At 45.5% G+C, this 17,098-nt stretch carries 13 protein-coding genes; 10 read left to right on the top strand and 3 right to left on the bottom strand.

Annotated elements, in window-relative coordinates:
- Positions 1 to 72: 72 nt before the first annotated feature.
- The 8 genes from NX845_RS09465 to NX845_RS09430 are packed head-to-tail and all read left to right on the top strand — an operon-like array spanning position 73 to position 7,856.
- Positions 73 to 603, top strand: coding sequence for a thioesterase family protein (locus tag NX845_RS09465; protein ID WP_017093402.1), 531 nt, complete (start codon positions 73 to 75; stop codon positions 601 to 603).
- Positions 590 to 1,288, top strand: a complete 699-nt coding sequence (locus tag NX845_RS09460; RefSeq protein WP_260256780.1) for an outer membrane lipoprotein carrier protein LolA — start codon at positions 590 to 592, stop codon at positions 1,286 to 1,288. The genes NX845_RS09465 and NX845_RS09460 overlap by 14 nt, the downstream gene beginning before the upstream one ends.
- Positions 1,260 to 3,632, top strand: a complete 2,373-nt coding sequence (locus NX845_RS09455; RefSeq protein ID WP_260256779.1) for an MMPL family transporter — start codon at positions 1,260 to 1,262, stop codon at positions 3,630 to 3,632. Before NX845_RS09460 ends, NX845_RS09455 begins: the two co-directional genes overlap by 29 nt.
- Positions 3,629 to 4,252, top strand: coding sequence for a DUF3261 domain-containing protein (locus NX845_RS09450; protein ID WP_065682150.1), 624 nt, complete (start codon positions 3,629 to 3,631; stop codon positions 4,250 to 4,252). Before NX845_RS09455 ends, NX845_RS09450 begins: the two co-directional genes overlap by 4 nt.
- 5 nt (positions 4,253 to 4,257) lie before the next feature.
- Positions 4,258 to 5,457 carry a beta-ketoacyl-[acyl-carrier-protein] synthase family protein gene (locus NX845_RS09445; RefSeq protein WP_065682151.1) on the top strand — a complete coding sequence of 400 codons (1,200 nt, stop codon included), beginning with the start codon at positions 4,258 to 4,260 and terminating at the stop codon, positions 5,455 to 5,457.
- Positions 5,450 to 5,914 (top strand): hotdog family protein, encoded by a 465-nt coding sequence (locus tag NX845_RS09440; RefSeq protein WP_102557472.1) that lies wholly within the window; start codon positions 5,450 to 5,452, stop codon positions 5,912 to 5,914. The genes NX845_RS09445 and NX845_RS09440 overlap by 8 nt, the downstream gene beginning before the upstream one ends.
- A complete protein-coding gene (locus NX845_RS09435; protein WP_004736137.1) occupies positions 5,911 to 6,636 on the top strand; it encodes a 3-ketoacyl-ACP reductase FabG2 in 726 nt (241 codons plus the stop codon). Before NX845_RS09440 ends, NX845_RS09435 begins: the two co-directional genes overlap by 4 nt.
- Positions 6,633 to 7,856: a beta-ketoacyl-ACP synthase gene (locus NX845_RS09430; RefSeq protein WP_019350481.1), complete on the top strand. Its 1,224-nt coding sequence runs from the start codon at positions 6,633 to 6,635 to the stop codon at positions 7,854 to 7,856. The genes NX845_RS09435 and NX845_RS09430 overlap by 4 nt, the downstream gene beginning before the upstream one ends.
- An 87-nt stretch (positions 7,857 to 7,943) precedes the next feature.
- On the opposite strand, the gene gltX is transcribed toward NX845_RS09430, so the two are convergent.
- Positions 7,944 to 9,371: a glutamate--tRNA ligase gene (gene gltX / locus NX845_RS09425; protein WP_065682154.1), complete on the bottom strand. Its 1,428-nt coding sequence runs from the start codon at positions 9,369 to 9,371 to the stop codon at positions 7,944 to 7,946.
- A 301-nt stretch (positions 9,372 to 9,672) separates the two neighbouring features.
- On the opposite strand from gltX, the gene NX845_RS09420 reads away from it, so the two are divergent.
- Together NX845_RS09420 and NX845_RS09415 are read left to right on the top strand one after the other, a co-directional pair.
- Complete coding sequence (locus NX845_RS09420) at positions 9,673 to 12,510, top strand: heavy metal translocating P-type ATPase (RefSeq protein ID WP_260256778.1); 2,838 nt, start codon at positions 9,673 to 9,675, stop codon at positions 12,508 to 12,510.
- Entirely contained in the window at positions 12,500 to 12,940 is a 441-nt protein-coding gene (locus tag NX845_RS09415) for a DUF411 domain-containing protein (protein WP_004736129.1), read from the top strand. Before NX845_RS09420 ends, NX845_RS09415 begins: the two co-directional genes overlap by 11 nt.
- A gap of 273 nt (positions 12,941 to 13,213) precedes the next feature.
- On the opposite strand, the gene NX845_RS09410 is transcribed toward NX845_RS09415, so the two are convergent.
- Both NX845_RS09410 and NX845_RS09405 read right to left on the bottom strand, forming a co-directional pair.
- Complete coding sequence (locus NX845_RS09410) at positions 13,214 to 13,906, bottom strand: oligogalacturonate-specific porin KdgM family protein (RefSeq protein ID WP_004736127.1); 693 nt, start codon at positions 13,904 to 13,906, stop codon at positions 13,214 to 13,216.
- A gap of 536 nt (positions 13,907 to 14,442) precedes the next feature.
- Entirely contained in the window at positions 14,443 to 17,094 is a 2,652-nt protein-coding gene (locus NX845_RS09405) for a beta-N-acetylhexosaminidase (RefSeq protein WP_260256777.1), read from the bottom strand.
- Positions 17,095 to 17,098 lie beyond the last annotated feature (4 nt).

Below are 17,098 nucleotides of genomic sequence, written 5' to 3'. Positions count from 1 at the left end.
GTAGCTAACCTCATAAAGTAGCTAACTTCATAAAGTAGCCAACCCTTTACGCAATATTGTTGAGAGTGATTTATGTCTGAAATCCTTCATCCATTACAATCTGAGGTGACTCTGATTACCTCATTCCAAGATGCCGACCCGATGGGCGTGATCTATCACGGTAATTACTTCCGATTTTTTGAAGAAGTAAGGCGCATCATGATGGATAAGATTGAGTACAACTACCATGAGATGAAGGACTCAGGCTACATGTGGCCGATCATCGACACGCGTGTAAAGTACATTAAGGCGATACCGTTCAATCATCAGATCAAGGTATCGGCTAAGTTGACTGAATGGGAAAACCGCCTGCGTGTTGACTACGAAATTCACGATGCCAACACAGGTGCTCGCATGACACGCGCCCACACCATGCAGGTTGCGGTGACCATTGAAGAACAAGAGATGTGCTTCGCTTCACCGAAAGTGTTTACAGATAAAGTCGAGCACTGGCACCAGTTTGGCTGCTTACCCCAATCAACTGAGCAGCAACCAAGCGACCAACAATCAGACCAACCTCAAGTATCTAACACACAGCAGCAGGTAAAACATGAGTCTGTTTAAACGCAGTCGCAAACACATCAGCATCGCACTACTATGGCTTGCCTCAATGATGGCGAGTAGTTTTGTTATTGCTAATGAAAGTACAGCTACGGTTGGTTCTATTTCAGATCTGCAAACAGTATTAAGCGCAAACAACATAGTGCGTGGTGAGTTCACCCAAACGCGCAACATGGAAATGTTCGCCCAGCCTCTAACATCACAAGGTACTTTCCTGTTAGACAAGTCGAATGGTTTGCTTTGGACACAAACTACCCCCTTTCCTGTTAGCTTGGTGCTAACCGATAACAAACTGAGCCAAAGGTTTGCCGATCAACCCGCTAAAATCATCACCGATAAAGAAAACCCAATGGCGTTTTATTTCAGCCATATATTCTTATCGGTGTTCCACGGGGATACGCAAAAACTCCAAGAACAATTCTCACTCGACTTTGAGCCTGCAACCAATACAAACACTGATGAAAGTGCAAACGCAAGTTCACAAGACACACGATGGACACTCACTCTAAAGCCGAAAAGTGCGCCGATGAACGCGGTATTTGAAGCCATTACTCTGCAAGGTCAAAATGATATTGAACGCATTGAACTGAGAGAGATTCGTGGAGACAGCACGGTGATCGAATTTAGTCAGTTAAGCCATCTACCGGAAGTATTATCAGATGCTGAAGCGCAACAATTCCAACTCTAGTCTGGCCCTTGTTTGGCTTGTTATCGTAGTACTATTTAGCGGATTGTTAATAAAACAATTCGCTTTTTCTTCGTCGGTACCGATTGAAAGCAACATTCTAAAGTTACTACCAGAAAACCAGCAAGACCCAATGGTAGAGCAAGCCTTTCAGCAGATATCCAGCTCGATGAGCGAGCAAGTAGTGTTTATCATCAGCGCCCCCGACATCGACCAAGCCATGATTGCGACCGACGCTTTTGAAAAAGCTCTCAACCAAAGAGCTTTTTCAAGTCAGCCAACTCTGTTTAAGCAAGTTCAAGGCAAAATCAACGCCAGCACCCAAAGCCAGTGGAGCGATTTCTACTTTCGTCACCGAGCTCAACTGCTGACCCAACAACAAAAAGAGACACTGACACACTCGCCGGATTCGCGAGCTCAATATGTCATCCAATCTCTGTACAATCCTTTCTCAGGCGTCACTGCAGCCGAACTGTCGATGGATCCATTTCTGCTATTTCGCGACTACATCAGTGCTGTTGGCGTTCAATCAAGTAACTTTGTTCTGAAAGAAGGGTACCTCACCGCTCAATCTAATGACCAAACTCATATTTTGGTCACGGCAACTCTGGCGGGCTCACCTTATAGCTTGGCGATTCAAGAACAACTTCCTGATCTTGATTCAATTGAGCGCGAGGTCGAAAAACAGTTTAGCGTCAAAGTGCAGCATACTGGTGTGGTGTTCTACGCCAATTACGGCACCGAAAGCGCGAAATCAGAAATCAGTACCATTGGTTTGGGCTCATTAGCCGGTGTTGTTTTATTGGTGTGGCTGACGTTTCGTAGTGCCCTTCCACTTGGCTTATCCTTGCTTTCCATCAGTACTGGGTTGTTGGTAGCGCTGGCAAGCACCGTCGCTATCTTCGGCAAGGTTCACTTGTTTAGTTTGGTGTTCGGTGCCAGCTTAATTGGCGTGTCCATCGATTACTCCTTTCATTACCTGACTGACCGTTTGGCGGCTGGTAACCAATGGCAAAGCGACAAAGGGTTGAAACATATTATCGTTGCGATCACCTTGGGTCTGATCACCAGCTTGATTGGCTACCTAGGTCTGTTGGTGGCACCTTTCCCGGGTTTACAGCAACTTGCTCTGTTTTCGTCGATTGGGCTTATTGCGGCTTACGCCAGCGTGGTGTGTTGGTACCCAGTTTTAGCTGCAAAACCAAGCCAAGAACGCCCGCTTCCCTTGTCGAAGCTTTGGCATACTTGGTTAAGCCTCTGGAGCAACCAAAAGTTTAGAATTGGCTTACCATTAATAGTGACTGTCGTTAGCTTGATATCACTCAGTCAAATTCGCTACGACGACGATATTCGCCAACTTCAAGCGATGCCAGATCAACTCAAACAGCAGGAGCAAGCCATTACTGAGGTATCAGGATTAGGCAGTGGCCAAAATATGCTGCTGGTGACCGCTAAGAGCGATCAAAAGCTACTCAAAAAACTGGCAGAAATCACCGCGAGCTTAGACTCTTTAATCGATAGCCAAGGTATCTCAGGATATCGCAGCATCAATCAGCAGTTGTTAAGTAAACAAGACCAGCATGATAACTATCAATTGGTTGAACAACTCTATCGCCAGCAAAGCCATATCTTACAGAACACTCTTGGTTGGCCTAGCTTTCCAGAATTACCTAAGTTCGAAGCAATCACGGTATCTGGTTTTTTGGAATCACCGGTGTCAGAACCTGTTCGACCACTTTGGTTAAAACCTATCGATGGACAAGCGGCGTCAGTCATTTTGATCAAAGACGTTACAAACTCAGCTCTGTTCTCTCAATGGCTCGATTCAAGCTTTGCTCAGCAACAAGGTGTTAAATACCTTAATAAAGCCGATGAAATCTCCGCTCTCTTTGCGGAATACAGAGTCAAGATCACCGAGCTATTATTGATAGCTTTGGCCGCTATTGGGATGGTTTTAGGTTGGCGCTACGGTGTGAAGCAAAGCCTATTAATGCTGTTGCCTTCATTGATTGCCGGAGTCGCAGGTCTAGCGGTCACGGGCATTTTAGGCTCGACACTGAATCTGTTTAACCTGCTTGGGCTGATTCTAATTTTAGGGATTGGTATCGACTATACCCTGTTCTTTGCTGAGCAGAAAAAATCGCTAAGCACCTTATTAGCGATTACCCTATCGGGTCTCACAACGTTGCTTTCATTTGGCTTATTGTCACTAAGTCAGACTCATGCCATTCATAGCTTCGGTGTTACTGTTCTGACAGGGATCTTTGTCGCGTGGCTACTTTCGCCACTCGCGATCAACAATAGCAAAAACGTAGAAAGACCAACTTCTCGAGAGGTTTTTAGATGATCAGGACATTAAAAATCACCTTCGTCACGCTAGTGGGTTTAATGCTCAGTGCCTGCTCGATGGTTTCTCAGCAGCCAACTGGTGCAAGTGTGTCTATCAACAAAGACACCGAGCTAGCACTACCATTGCCAGCTGAACTGGGATACTCCCTCACGGCCAGTCAGCTCATCAGCGCCACGTGGGAAACCGATACGCAGCAACTTCCTGTTCAAGTCGAAGTGACAGCGGATAAAGTGGTTTTGGCGGGGTTTTCTTCTTGGGGTACTCGCATCCTATCGCTGCAATATCAAAATCAAGTGATTGATACGCAGGTTTTGTCTGGGCTTGGCGCAACTTTGCCACAACCTGAACAGGTGCTATTTAATTTGATGCTGACCTTATGGCCGACTGAAGCCTGGACTCAGCCTTTGCAAAACATAAGTTGGCATCTAGTCGACACTGACAATACAAGAACCGTGTTTGACGACAACCAACAAGCCATTATTCGTATCGAGTATCAAGCAAAAGCTAATGAACCGAAGCTCTCTGGAGACATTATTTTCAAGCATTTGATTCAAGGCTACACCATCACCATACAAACGTTGAACTCAACGATTGTCGATAACCCAAGTAAGAGCTGAATACTATGCCTATTTATATCCAAGACTGTGGTTTCCACTCCGCGTTAGGCTCAAGCGTTGCTGACATTCATAGCAGCCTAAAAGGCGCGCGCGAATCAAACATGGTTGAAGTAAGCGATATGTTGAATGACGGTAAGCATACTATCGTGGGTAAGGTCGCGGGTGAACTGCCAAAGGTTCCATCCAATCTCGCACAATACGCCACTCGTAACAATCAACTGGCGTTATCAGCTCTAAATCAAATCCAAAACTCTATCGAACAAGCAAAGTCACAATTTGGCGCAGATAGAATTGCTGTGGTTATCGGCACAAGCACCTCGGGGATTTCTGATGGTGAAGCCGCTTTCAAACATAAATTGGCAAACGGTGAGTTTCCTGAGCAGTATCACTACTCCAAACAAGAGCTAGGGAATACCTCAGAGTTTGTTAGTCAATATTGCTCGTTGACAGGGCCAAGCTATGCAATCTCGACCGCCTGCTCATCAAGCGGCCGTGTTTTTCTTACCGCTCAACGCTTGTTAGATTCTGGAATGGCTGATGCAGTGTTGGTTGGAGGTGTCGACACCTTATGTAAGCTGACGCTCAATGGTTTTCATGGTCTTGAAGCACTTTCAACCACACATTGTCAGCCGTTTAGTGCCTCTCGAAATGGTATCAACATCGGTGAAGCGGCGGCGTTTATGTTGCTCAGTAAAACAAAACTGAATGTTGCTAATACAAACCAGAATATACCTAGCATTGCCTTGTTAGGCTGTGGTGATAGCTCTGACGCACACCATATTTCAGCGCCCCACCCTGAAGGGAACGGCGCTGAGCAAGCGATGATAAAAGCGTTAGATTCTGCTCAGTTACAAGCTGAAGACATCGGTTATATCAATGCTCATGGCACCGCAACTCCACTCAATGATTCAATGGAAAGCAAAGCCATTCATCGTATTTTTGCAAACAAGGTTCCCGTCAGTTCCACCAAGCCTCTCACCGGGCATACTCTTGGAGCCGCAAGTGCAATAGAGGCTGCAATAGCATGGCATATTTTAAAATATGACTTACCGCTTCCCATACAAAAATGTCAGGATAAAGCTGAAGATATTGAGATTGATTTGGTAAACTGTTCCCAGAAACTTAAAGTAAAGAACATCTTAAGCAACTCGTTCGCTTTTGGTGGCAACAACATTAGCCTGATCTTTGGTGTAGTAAATGACTGATATCCCTTCTGTAGACCAACTTCTTCCACACGATGATCCGATGATATTAATCGATCGTGCTATCAGCGTAGAGGCGTTGTCGATTCACTGTCAGGTCGATATTGGTGCTCATAACCTGTTCTTTAATGCCGAATCTCAAACCGTACCCGCTTATGTGGGTATCGAGTTTATGGCGCAGTCTGTAGCGGCATGGTCTGGATACCATGCGCTGAAAAACGGCACGACTCCTCCAATCGGCTTCTTACTAGGCTCTCGTCGTTACAAGTCACTGTGTGATGAGTTCACTCAAGGTCAGACCCTTGATATCTACGCCGAGCAACTGATGGAAGACAGTGGCATGGCCGTATTTACCGCCCGAGTCGAAGACCAAGGTGAGTTAGTGGCTCAATGCCAACTCAACGTCTACGTGCCGACCGAACAAAAATTACAAGAAATGAAAACTAGGAGCCCATCATGACCCGTCAGGTTTTAGTCACAGGTGCCAGCAAAGGCATTGGTAAAGCGATCGCTATTCAACTTGCGAAAGACGGATTTGAAATTGCCGTTCATTACATGGGTGACAAGCAAGGTGCTGAAGATACGTTAAAGTCGATCACCGAACTGGGTGGCGCGGGGCGTCTTATCCAATTTGATATCAGCAATCGCAGCGAGTGTCGCGAAAAACTTGAGTCAGATATTGCCGAGCATGGCGCTTACTATGGTGTGGTGAACAATGCGGGTATTACTCGTGACACAGCATTCCCAGCCATGACGGAAGAAGAGTGGGATGGCGTGATCCATACCAACCTCGACAGCTTCTACAACGTACTTCACCCGTGCGTGATGCCAATGGTTCAAAAACGCAAAGGCGGTCGAATCGTTACTTTGGCTTCTGTATCCGGCATCATGGGTAACCGCGGTCAAACCAACTATGCCGCAGCAAAAGCGGGCGTGATTGGCGCGACTAAGTCTCTAGCTTTAGAGCTAGCGAAACGCAAGATCACGGTAAACTGTGTCGCTCCAGGTTTAATTGATACCGGCATGGTTGATGAGCACGTAAAAGATCATGCACTCCCTCAAGTTCCACTGCGCCGCATGGGCGAGCCAGAAGAAGTCGCAGGCCTAGTCAGCTACCTAATGTCTGATATTGCAGGCTACGTCACTCGCCAAGTGATTTCAGTTAATGGAGGCTTAGTATGACCCGCCGCGTTGTTGTAACTGGCATGTCTGGTGTTACTGCCTTTGGTAATGACTGGCAGCAGATCGAGCCGAAACTGAAAGCGTGTGAAAACGCCACTCAATATATGCCAAGCTTTGAGCAGTATGATGGCCTCAACACTAAGCTAGCTGCGCCTATTGATGAATTCCAGTTGCCAAAACACTACAAACGCAAACAGGTTCGAGGCATGGGTCGGGTTTCTCGCTTAGCCACTGTCGCGACTGAAGATGCTTTAACACAAGCCGGGTTGATTGGACATGATGTTCTGACTAACGGCGAAACTGGCATTGCCTACGGGTCTTCAACCGGCAGTACCGATGCAGTTGGCGCATTCGGCGTAATGCTTAACGAGAAATCGACACGAGCAATTACAGCAACCACCTATGTTCAAATGATGCCACACACCGCTGCGGTCAACGTTGGACTGTTCTTTGGCCTGCGCGGTCGTGTGATTCCCACCAGCAGTGCTTGCACTTCAGGAAGCCAAGCGATTGGTTACGCCTATGAAGCGATCAAACACGGCTACCAAACCGTGATGGTTGCCGGTGGTGGTGAAGAACTATGCCCAACTGAGTCTGCCGTTTTCGATACCCTTTTTGCTACCAGTTTAAAAAACGACACGCCAGAAAAATCCCCTAGTCCTTACGACAGCGAGCGCGATGGCTTAGTTATTGGTGAAGGTGCCGGCACGCTTGTTCTTGAAGAGTATGAACATGCCGTTGCTCGTGGTGCAAAGATCTACGCTGAGATCATCGGCTTTGCCAGCAACTGCGATGCTGCTCATGTGACCCAACCTCAGATGGAAACCATGCAAATCTGTATGGAAAAAGCTCTGAAAGATGCGCAACTTCCGGCAGAAAAAATCGGTTATGTTTCTGCGCACGGTACCGCCACTGAAAAAGGCGATATTGCAGAGAGTAATGCGACCGCGAACATTTTTGGCGAAGTGCCAATCAGTTCATTGAAAAGCTACTTTGGCCATACGCTGGGTGCGTGTGGTGCGATTGAAGCTTGGTTGAGCCTAGAGATGATGCATTCAGGCTGGTTCAGCCCAACATTGAACCTTGAGAACATCGACGAACGCTGCGGCAAGCTTGATTACATCACAGGCTCAGGTCGCGAATTGGATGTTGAATATCTGATGAGCAATAACTTCGCCTTTGGCGGAATTAACACCTCAATCATCTTCAAAAAGATTTAAGCTTATTTATTAGCTAAAACTCGAGACAAATAAAAAGGGTCAGTAACCAAGTTACTGACCCTTTTTTTGATTCTAGCAATCGCTCAATTAAGCGTTAGCTTCACGCTCAGCGATGAACTCAAGAGCCATCTTGATGCGAGCGATTACGCGCTCTTTACCAACAAGCTCCATCACTGCATCAACAGAAGGAGACTGGCCGCCGCCTGTTACTGCTACGCGAAGTGGCATACCGATTTTACCCATGCCGATCTCTAGCTCTTCACATACTGCTGCAATTACACCATCTTTGATGTTTGCAGTAGTGAAATCTTCAAGTGCTTCAACCTTAGCAAGAGCAAGCTCTAGTGGGCCTTTAGCAACACCACGTAGGTGCTTCTTAGCTGCGCCGGCTTCAAACTCAGAGAAATCTTCGTAGAAGTAGCGAGATTGCTCAGCAAGTTCGATAAGCGTATTACAACGCTCGCCAACTAGCTTGATCACTTCAGTGATAGCAGGGCCGTTTGTTGTATCGATCTTTTGTGCATCTAGGTGCCATTGCAGGTATTTTGCAACGTACTCAGGCTCAGAAGTCTTGATGTAGTGGTTGTTCAACCAAAGTAGTTTTTCAGTGTTGAATGCAGATGCAGACTTGCTGATTGCGTTCAGGCTGAAGAATTCAATCATCTCTTCTTGAGAGAAGATCTCTTGGTCACCGTGAGACCAACCTAAACGAACTAGGTAGTTGTTTAGTGCATTTGGTAGGTAACCTTCATCGCGGTATTGCATTACTGATACAGCACCGTGACGCTTAGAAAGTTTCGCACCGTCATCACCAAGAATCATTGCACAGTGAGCGAAAGTTGGAACTGGCGCGCCTAGTGCTTCGTAGATGTTGATTTGACGAGGTGTGTTGTTGATGTGGTCTTCACCACGAACAACGTGTGTAATACCCATATCCCAGTCATCCACTACAACTACGAAGTTGTAAGTTGGAGCACCGTCTGTACGACGAATGATTAGGTCATCAAGTTGGCTGTTCGCGATTTCAATGCGACCACGAATTTGGTCATCAAAGACTACGCTGCCTTCTTTAGGGTTACGGAAACGGATAACGCATGCATCACCTTCTTTTGCTGCTTCGTTTGCTGCAACAATTTTAGGGTGGTTCGCATCGTAACGAGCCATTTCTTTGTTTTCTTCTTGTACTGCACGAATCTCATCAAGCAGTTCTTTAGACGCGTAGCATTTGAATGCTTTGTCTTCAGCAAGTAGCTTATCAACCATTTCGTTGTAACGGTCAAAACGCTTAGATTGGTAGTAAGGACCTTCATCCCATTCCATACCCATCCATTGCATGCCTTCTAGAATTGCATCAACCGCTTCTTGAGAGTTACGCTCAAGGTCCGTGTCTTCGATACGCAGAACGAATTCACCACCTTGATTCTTAGCGAATAGCCAAGAGTAAAGTGCAGTACGTGCACCACCAACGTGAAGATAGCCAGTTGGGCTAGGAGCAAAACGAGTTTTAACCGTCATTTAAATACCTTGATTATGTAGGTGATTCTTTTAGTGATTGCCATTACAAAGCCTGCAACAGAAAAATATCACTAAATTTTGGGCGCTATTTTATCACCACCGCTTAAATCTACAATCAGTAGTGAATGATTAATGCGCGGATCTTGTGCGAAAGCGACTGTAGAAAGGCCAAATCCAGCTTCGATGTAGCAAATCTATAGCCTGAGCCAGTAAATTATAGCCATGCTTTTCTTTAACTCTCGCCTATCCCACAAACTTAACCCACCCATTCATATGCCACTAAGATCAAATTCTTGAATTTATGTTTGACCTTACCCTTACGGTAAGGTTTATGTTGGGCGTAGATGAGAATTGGAGTATCGATATGAACCATTACACAACTGCACTCAACGGCCTAAATTGCATGGGATGTGCGAAGAAAGTCCGCACACTGTTTGATGGTCTAGATAATACGAAGATCAACGATATATCGCCGACATACATCGATATTTCCACTCCTTTTAGTTACGTTCAACTCAACGAACAACTAGCGACGCTTGGTTATAGCATGGGTAATAAACTGCACCTTTCGCTATCTGGTCTTAGCTGCGGTAAGTGTGTGAGCAAGCTGACTCTGGCGATTCAACAAACTGAGCAAGCCTCAAATCTAAACGTCACCAAACATGAATTGTCGTTGGTTACTCTGCTTGAAGAATCCGAGATTATTGAGCTAGTCGAAAGTGTGGGTTATCACGCAGCTCCCTACTCTGAAGCCAATAACCTTTTATCTAATTCAGGTTCAGGTTCAGGTTCAGATTCAGACTCAGAAGAAAATAAAAAACCAACGCCGGCTGAACCGACACAAGCTAAACCTGCAGCTAGCCAATATACTTACCACCTTGTTCTTGAGGGAATGACGTGTGCAAGTTGTGTTTCTTCGGTAGAGAAAGCGCTGAAAAAGAATGAGTTCGTCGACCAAGCTCAGATCAACCTCGCTGAACAGACAGCCTTGGTCTTCACCTCTAAAACACGTGACGTCATCGAAAACGCTCTAATAGAGTCGGTGAAAACCGCAGGTTACGGCGCCGAGTTCGTTGATGACGCGGCAACTCAACAACAAAAACAGCGAGAGCAACAACTTCGTACCCAAAAAGCTTTCCTAAAGAATTCAGTAAGCGCGCTGTTTATCGGTGCTCCGCTGATGGCGTGGGGTCTGTTCGGTGGCAGCATGACCATTGCTACATTTAACGACCAATTAGCTTGGGGATTAGTTGGTGTGGTCTGTTTGATACTGCTTGCGACTTCAGGACGCAGCTTCTTCACTAACGCTTGGCAGTCTCTCATGCATAAGCGTGCAACCATGGATACGTTAGTTGCTTTAGGTACGGGCGCTGCATGGTTCTATTCAATGCTGGTTGTACTGATTCCATCATGGTTCCCAGAACCATCGCGTCATGTCTATTTTGAAGCAAGTGCAATGATTGTCGGCCTTATCTCTTTAGGGCACTACATTGAAGCCAAAGCCAAAGCTCGCACCACAAAGTCTCTACAGGCACTGATTAATTTACAGCCTCAAAAAGCGGTGGTTATTGTTGATAGCAAAGAACAAACCATCGCCGTAGAGGCGATTCAAGTCGGTATGCAGGTACGAGTAAAACCCGGAGAAAAAGTACCTGTCGATGGTGTAGTGGTATCTGGCGAATCTTATATCGATGAATCGATGCTGACTGGCGAACCGCTTCCCAACGTTAAATCGCTCAATGATAGGGTTTCAGCAGGAACTATTAATGGTGATGGCAGCTTAGTTATTGAAGCGACTGGGATTGGCTCAAGCACCATGTTGGCTCGAATCATTCAGATGGTTCGCCAAGCACAAAGCAGCAAACCTGCGATTGCCAAACTTGCCGACTCTATCTCTGCCGTTTTTGTTCCGGTCGTCGTCGCAATCGCAGCCGTTGCCGCCTTAGTTTGGTTTTTCTTTGGCCCACAGCCAAGCGCGAGCTACATGCTAGTCGTATCAACCACAGTACTGATTATCGCTTGTCCATGTGCGTTAGGCCTAGCAACGCCACTGTCGATTACTGTTGGCGTGGGTAAAGCGGCTGAGTTTGGCGTTCTAATTAAAGATGCGGATGTATTGCAGTCTGCCAGCAAGATCGATGCTGTTGTGTTTGATAAAACAGGTACGTTGACCCAAGGAAAACCAACCGTTCAACAGGCCTTTTACTCTAATCTAACGGAGCAAGAGTTACTGGCTTATGCTTATTCAGTAGAAGTGGGATCTGAGCACCCACTCGCCAAAGCCGTTTGCCAATATGCAGACAGCCTACAAGTTTCAGCACTACCTCATAGCGAGTTCGAAAACCAACGAGGGCTTGGCGTACAGGCAACTATTAACGGCAAGAACGTGCAAGTTGGCTCGCTTAAATACCTAACCCAGTTAGGCATCAATACTGAGATTGGCGCGGATTTTATCGAACTTTGCCGCTCGCAAGCGTGGACGCCTATTTTCATTGTGATTGACCAAAAACTCGAAGGCATATTGGGCATTTCAGACGCATTAAAAATAGATAGCAAACAAGCCATTGCTCAACTAAAATCCGCCGGAATTCACACCGTGCTATTAACAGGCGACAACGATTCTGTTGCTCAAGCGATTGGTAAAAGTGTCGGTATCGACGAGGTTATCTCGGAGGTGCTTCCAGAGCAGAAAGCTCAGCATATTGTTCAGCTTCAACAGCAATATAAGAGTGTTGCTATGGTCGGAGACGGTATTAACGATGCACCAGCTCTTGCTCAAGCAGATATAGGAATCGCAATGGGCAGTGGCAGTGATGTCGCGATTGAAAGTGCGCAAATGACGCTACTCAACTCATCGCCATTATCAGTAAGCAATGCGATCGAGTTGTCCCAAGCGACCGTAAGAAATATGAAGCAAAACCTGTTTGGTGCCTTCATCTATAACTCGCTTGGTATTCCTATCGCAGCCGGTGTGCTCTACCCATTTTTCGGATTTCTGCTTAGTCCTGTCGTTGCAGGCGCTGCGATGGCGATGTCGTCAATTACGGTAGTAAGCAATGCCAACAGATTAAGACTTTTCAAACCCACACATTCTAATGTCAACAAAAACCATATTCATGAGGTTAACCATGATTCGTAAAATTATGACTCTTACAGCACTCGCTGCAATTTCAGGACAAGCTCTCGCGACTGATGTTCTAAACCATAAGTCTCCATACTGTGGCTGCTGCACAGAATGGACAGAACATATGCGAGATGCTGGGTTCGATGTTACAGAGAAGCTCCACGATGATATGAATCCAATCAAGCAGAAGTTAGGGGTAACGCAAAAACTAGCCTCTTGCCACACTGCAGAGATCGACGGTTACGTATTTGAAGGGCACATTCCAGCAGAGGACGTGAAAGCCTTTTTAGAAAATCCACCACGTAATGCGATTGGCTTGGCAGTTCCAGGCATGCCAATGGGCTCTCCGGGCATGGAATATGGCGATAAGAAAGACGAGTATTCTGTGTATGCGTTTAATGAAGAAGGTCAGGTGTTTGAGTACCGTCATTACAACGGAAAATAAAGCTTAACTAGACCAACGCCAAGCAATTAAAAGAAGTCATAAAAATTGAGCCTAGCATGAGTAAACCCAAGACTGTGGTTTACTTGCTAGGCTCTTTGCTTTTGGACAGTAAAGCAAATCTTGTCGCGGCACCAACCGGGCTGTTAGTGCCGCTATATTTCTCGCTAATTGGCTAAGAAGCTATTTAACAAAAAGCTATTTAACAAAAAACTAATTAGCGAAGAAGCTCACTCGGCTAATAATCTAATAGACTAAGCAGCCAAGTGAATCGGCTTAGAAGCCGTAAGAAGCACCGAATACGAATGCGTTGTTCTGCTTAGAATCGCCGTTTGCGAAATCTACACCGTTAGCTTGGCTACGGAACTCAAAGTAAGGTTGAACACCTTGACGAGTCCATGTAGCACGTAACTCATGATCCATCGCTTCAGCATCAATCATGTATACGTTGTTGTAGCTAAGTGCTAGGTCAGCATTCACTGTGTAACCAATGCGGTTATCCATGCGGTAATCTGTATCAGCATTAGCAGAAGTATCATCGATGTGTGCACGAGTACGGTTGCTAATAGAAATACCGTTATCGAAGTTGTAGCCGATCTTAACTAATGGACGGAACTGAATACTCTCACCCGCAGAGAATAGGTGTTGGTAACCCGCAGCAACCCATAACTTGTCAGTGATGTTGAAAGATTGCTCACCACCGACAGTGATGCCTGGAGTAGTATTACCTGCACCGCCATTTTCAGATTCAAGTTTGCCAAGTTGGATGCCATCAAACTCAGAATAAACCGTGAAGCCGCCTAGAGAGTTGTCAAACGTGTGACCAGCTTCTAGCGTAGAAGTCATATCAGAACCGTGGATACGGCCATCGTCATGAATTTGGATGTTACCTGTAACGTAAGAAGAACCAGCAAAAGCACTAGAAGCAAAAGCAAGAGAAAGTGCACTTAGAGCGATAATTTTTTTCATAGTAAACTGCCTTAGTTTGATTTTTTCAGCGGCACATCTTCGGTACATCATTCACCTTCACCGCTTGAGTAGTTAGTTGCCTCCCTTGCATGAAATCTATGTTGCTCGAATTAATTTGCGTTTCAAAATAAAAGAATGAGCAGAGTGATCTCTCTCACTATCAAAAAAGAACAAGTTATTTAACACATTAAAATCAGTCACTTAAAAACATAAAAATTGATAAAAAACTCAAGATTAAAAAACGCACAGATCAGGATCACATTATTTTACGATGCAAAATTAGATTTAGTTGGTTGAATCACACCTGATTTAGAGTTTTTGATGAGAGACTTATTTTTTGAAGAGAATAATGAGAAGCGCGTCACTTTTGCGATGGAACTCACCTTATGTACATTGTTGACGATATACATAAAGGCTATTTCTATATGTTTCAGTTTAAGAGAAGTGGCTAACTTGATTTGGACGAAAAAAAAGCTCCCACTCTTATCTGAATCAGATAAAAGCTAGGGAGCTCATCTATTAATTTTGCTTGTCGATTATTTTACCAAAGTTACTCGACTTACTTTCTCGCCACTTTCAGAGATAGAGCGGATATACGTTTCACCAGAAACCGAAGGACGTTGCTGCTCATCATAAGTCAGCCAGTTTTCACCATCAGCTGAGTATTGAAGCTCTACGCCTGGGAATTGAACGTTCATCGCTAGCTTACCATCAACAACCTGAGCACCTGGAACTGGTAGTCGGTAATCAATACCCGCTTTCTCGAGCTTAGCCAGCTCACGTTGACCAACAATATTCGCGAAGCGATTAAAGTCGCTGTTTAGAGCCTGCTTATTCACTAAGTCAGTAGCTTGAGAGTACTCAACGCCCACTTTGTAGTCGTTTTCCCAATCTGCTCGGTGCCATGCACGCTCTGCCGCAGCAAGAACACGAGGGAACACCATGTATTCATACTGCTCGTCAGTACGTACAGTTTCAGACCAAAGCTGCGCTGACAAACCGTAGAAAGGTTTCGCTTCAATCTCACCTTTACCACTGAAGCCATTGCCGTCACGGTCTAGTGACGTTTCTGCATTTTGTGGCATGTTCTCTGGAGCAAAGCCAAACATCTTACGAGTATCGGTTGCACGCGTAGCCCAGTAGTAACCACGTTCTGCTGCATCTACTTCGTATGGCATATCCATATATACGTAATCTGGGTTAGAAACAATTACGTCATAACCTTTCGCAGACCAGTCGTAAACTGATGAAGTGCCACCCCAGTAAAGAACATCCCAGAAGTTAACGCGCGTACTTTCTGTTGCAAATGCTTCTTCACCTTCGCTGTATTTCAGGCCATCTTGCCACGCTTGGAAGTGTGGAATACCCTTCTCAGCAACAATCTTAGACACCTCTTCTGCAAAATGGCTTGGCAGGTGACCGAAATCGCTTACTGTACCGTCAGCAATTAATTTCTGACATTGTGGAGACTGTTGGAACGGCTTATCTTGCTTAGATAAGTCAATGTTACCTTTCCATGCCACTTTGTCTTCTGCATTAATATCTTGTAAGCCAGCGCCTAACTTAATGTTTTTCGCTTCATCGCCACCAAAGTGCCAAGTCGTTAGCGGAACACCCGCTTCTTGGTGCATTGCTGCCACTTCAGAGATCACTTTATCAACAAAGTGAGTCGACGATTCCATACATGGGTTAATGAAGCTTTGCTTATCGTAGAACTGAACAGTAGTCACGTTCGATGTATCTTGTGGATCCATCAAGCGATATTCACTTGCTTCAGCTTCTTTGCCTTCCGCCATTAGGCGAGTGTAACGAGCTTCCATTGATACCACAGCAGAACGAGCGTGTGCTGGCATATCAATTTCTGGAATTACTTCGATGCTGCGCGCTTTTGCGTAGCTTAAGATCTCGACGTAATCCGCTTTACTAAAGAAACCGGAGCCAAAGTTGTATGTTGTTGGACCCGAACCTAGCTGAGGCAGTAAACAGCTTTGCTCTTCCAAATCAAAACAACGATTAGACCCTACATCCGTTAGCTCTGGTAAACCCGGAATTTCTAAACGCCAGCCTTCATCATCCGTTAAGTGAAGGTGCAGTTTGTTCATCTTGTAGGCTGCCATTTGATCTAGCGTGGCTAGGATGGCATCTTTTGAGTGGAAGTTTCGAGCAACATCTACCATCACACCGCGGTAGTCAAAGCGTGGCGCATCTTGGATCGACAGTTGTGGTAATGATTCAGCGTTCTGACTGTCTATTAGGCCAAAAATAGACTGAACTGCGTAGAAAGCACCTGTTTTATCAAACGCTTTAATCACAATCCCCTCTTCCGAGATGCTTAGTTCATAAGCGCCAGATTTCGCTAAATCACCCGTAAACTGAGTAGGAACAACAGCAACACTAACAGGTAGGTCGCCACTCACATCTACGTTTACCACATCTGCACGTTCTTCAATTGCAGCGAACTGCTCAGCATCGAATGCGTCTTTAGGTAGGGCAATACCACCAGCAATGCTCACTGAACCTTCGCCCGCTTCTACCGACATTGGCGTTGGTAGTAAAGTGGTTGATACATCTTGCGTTGCCAGATCAGCATTTTTTTCAAAGCGAGTAACCGCTGTTGCCATAACATTGTTGTCATCAGGTGTACGCTTTAGGTTATTTCCTTCTAAACCAGTTACAAACGACGCGACATCTTCCGTATTCAATGAAGCAATCATCTTAGGTTCTGCGTTTGGCGCCGTTACAAATGCACCCGGCATAAAGTCGGTTTCAAACAGTTGCCAGTATTCACTGGTTAATGGAAGAATCACTTCTTCACCCGCGGCAAAACCATCGAACTTATCTGTAGGTTCTAGTTTGTGTAGGTCGCCCGTTACACGAGTGATTTTAAACTGCTCATTATCAACATCTAAGATAAGGCGAATACTGTGGAAGTAGATAGTCCAATCTTTCGAATCGATCGCTTCACCGTCATTGGTCAGAGTCATGTTCACTTTGTTACATGATGCCCACTCTGCGCCTAAATCCTGACAAGCCATGCCTTCGTTTGCGCCGTGGTTCGTCAAAATTTCGTATTGCACATCAAGGTTATCAGCCAGTGCATTAACCACCTTTTGTTCTGGTGCTTGTGTTACCGCACAACCCGTTAAACCAGCAAGTACCGCTACAGATAGTAAGTTTCTCTTCAACATCGTA

This window comes from Vibrio sp. NC2 (assembly GCF_025195005.1).
Lineage (GTDB): Bacteria > Pseudomonadota > Gammaproteobacteria > Enterobacterales > Vibrionaceae > Vibrio > Vibrio splendidus.
The sequence above is the reverse complement of the archived record's forward strand: the minus strand, read 5'-3'. Positions and strand labels throughout refer to the sequence as shown.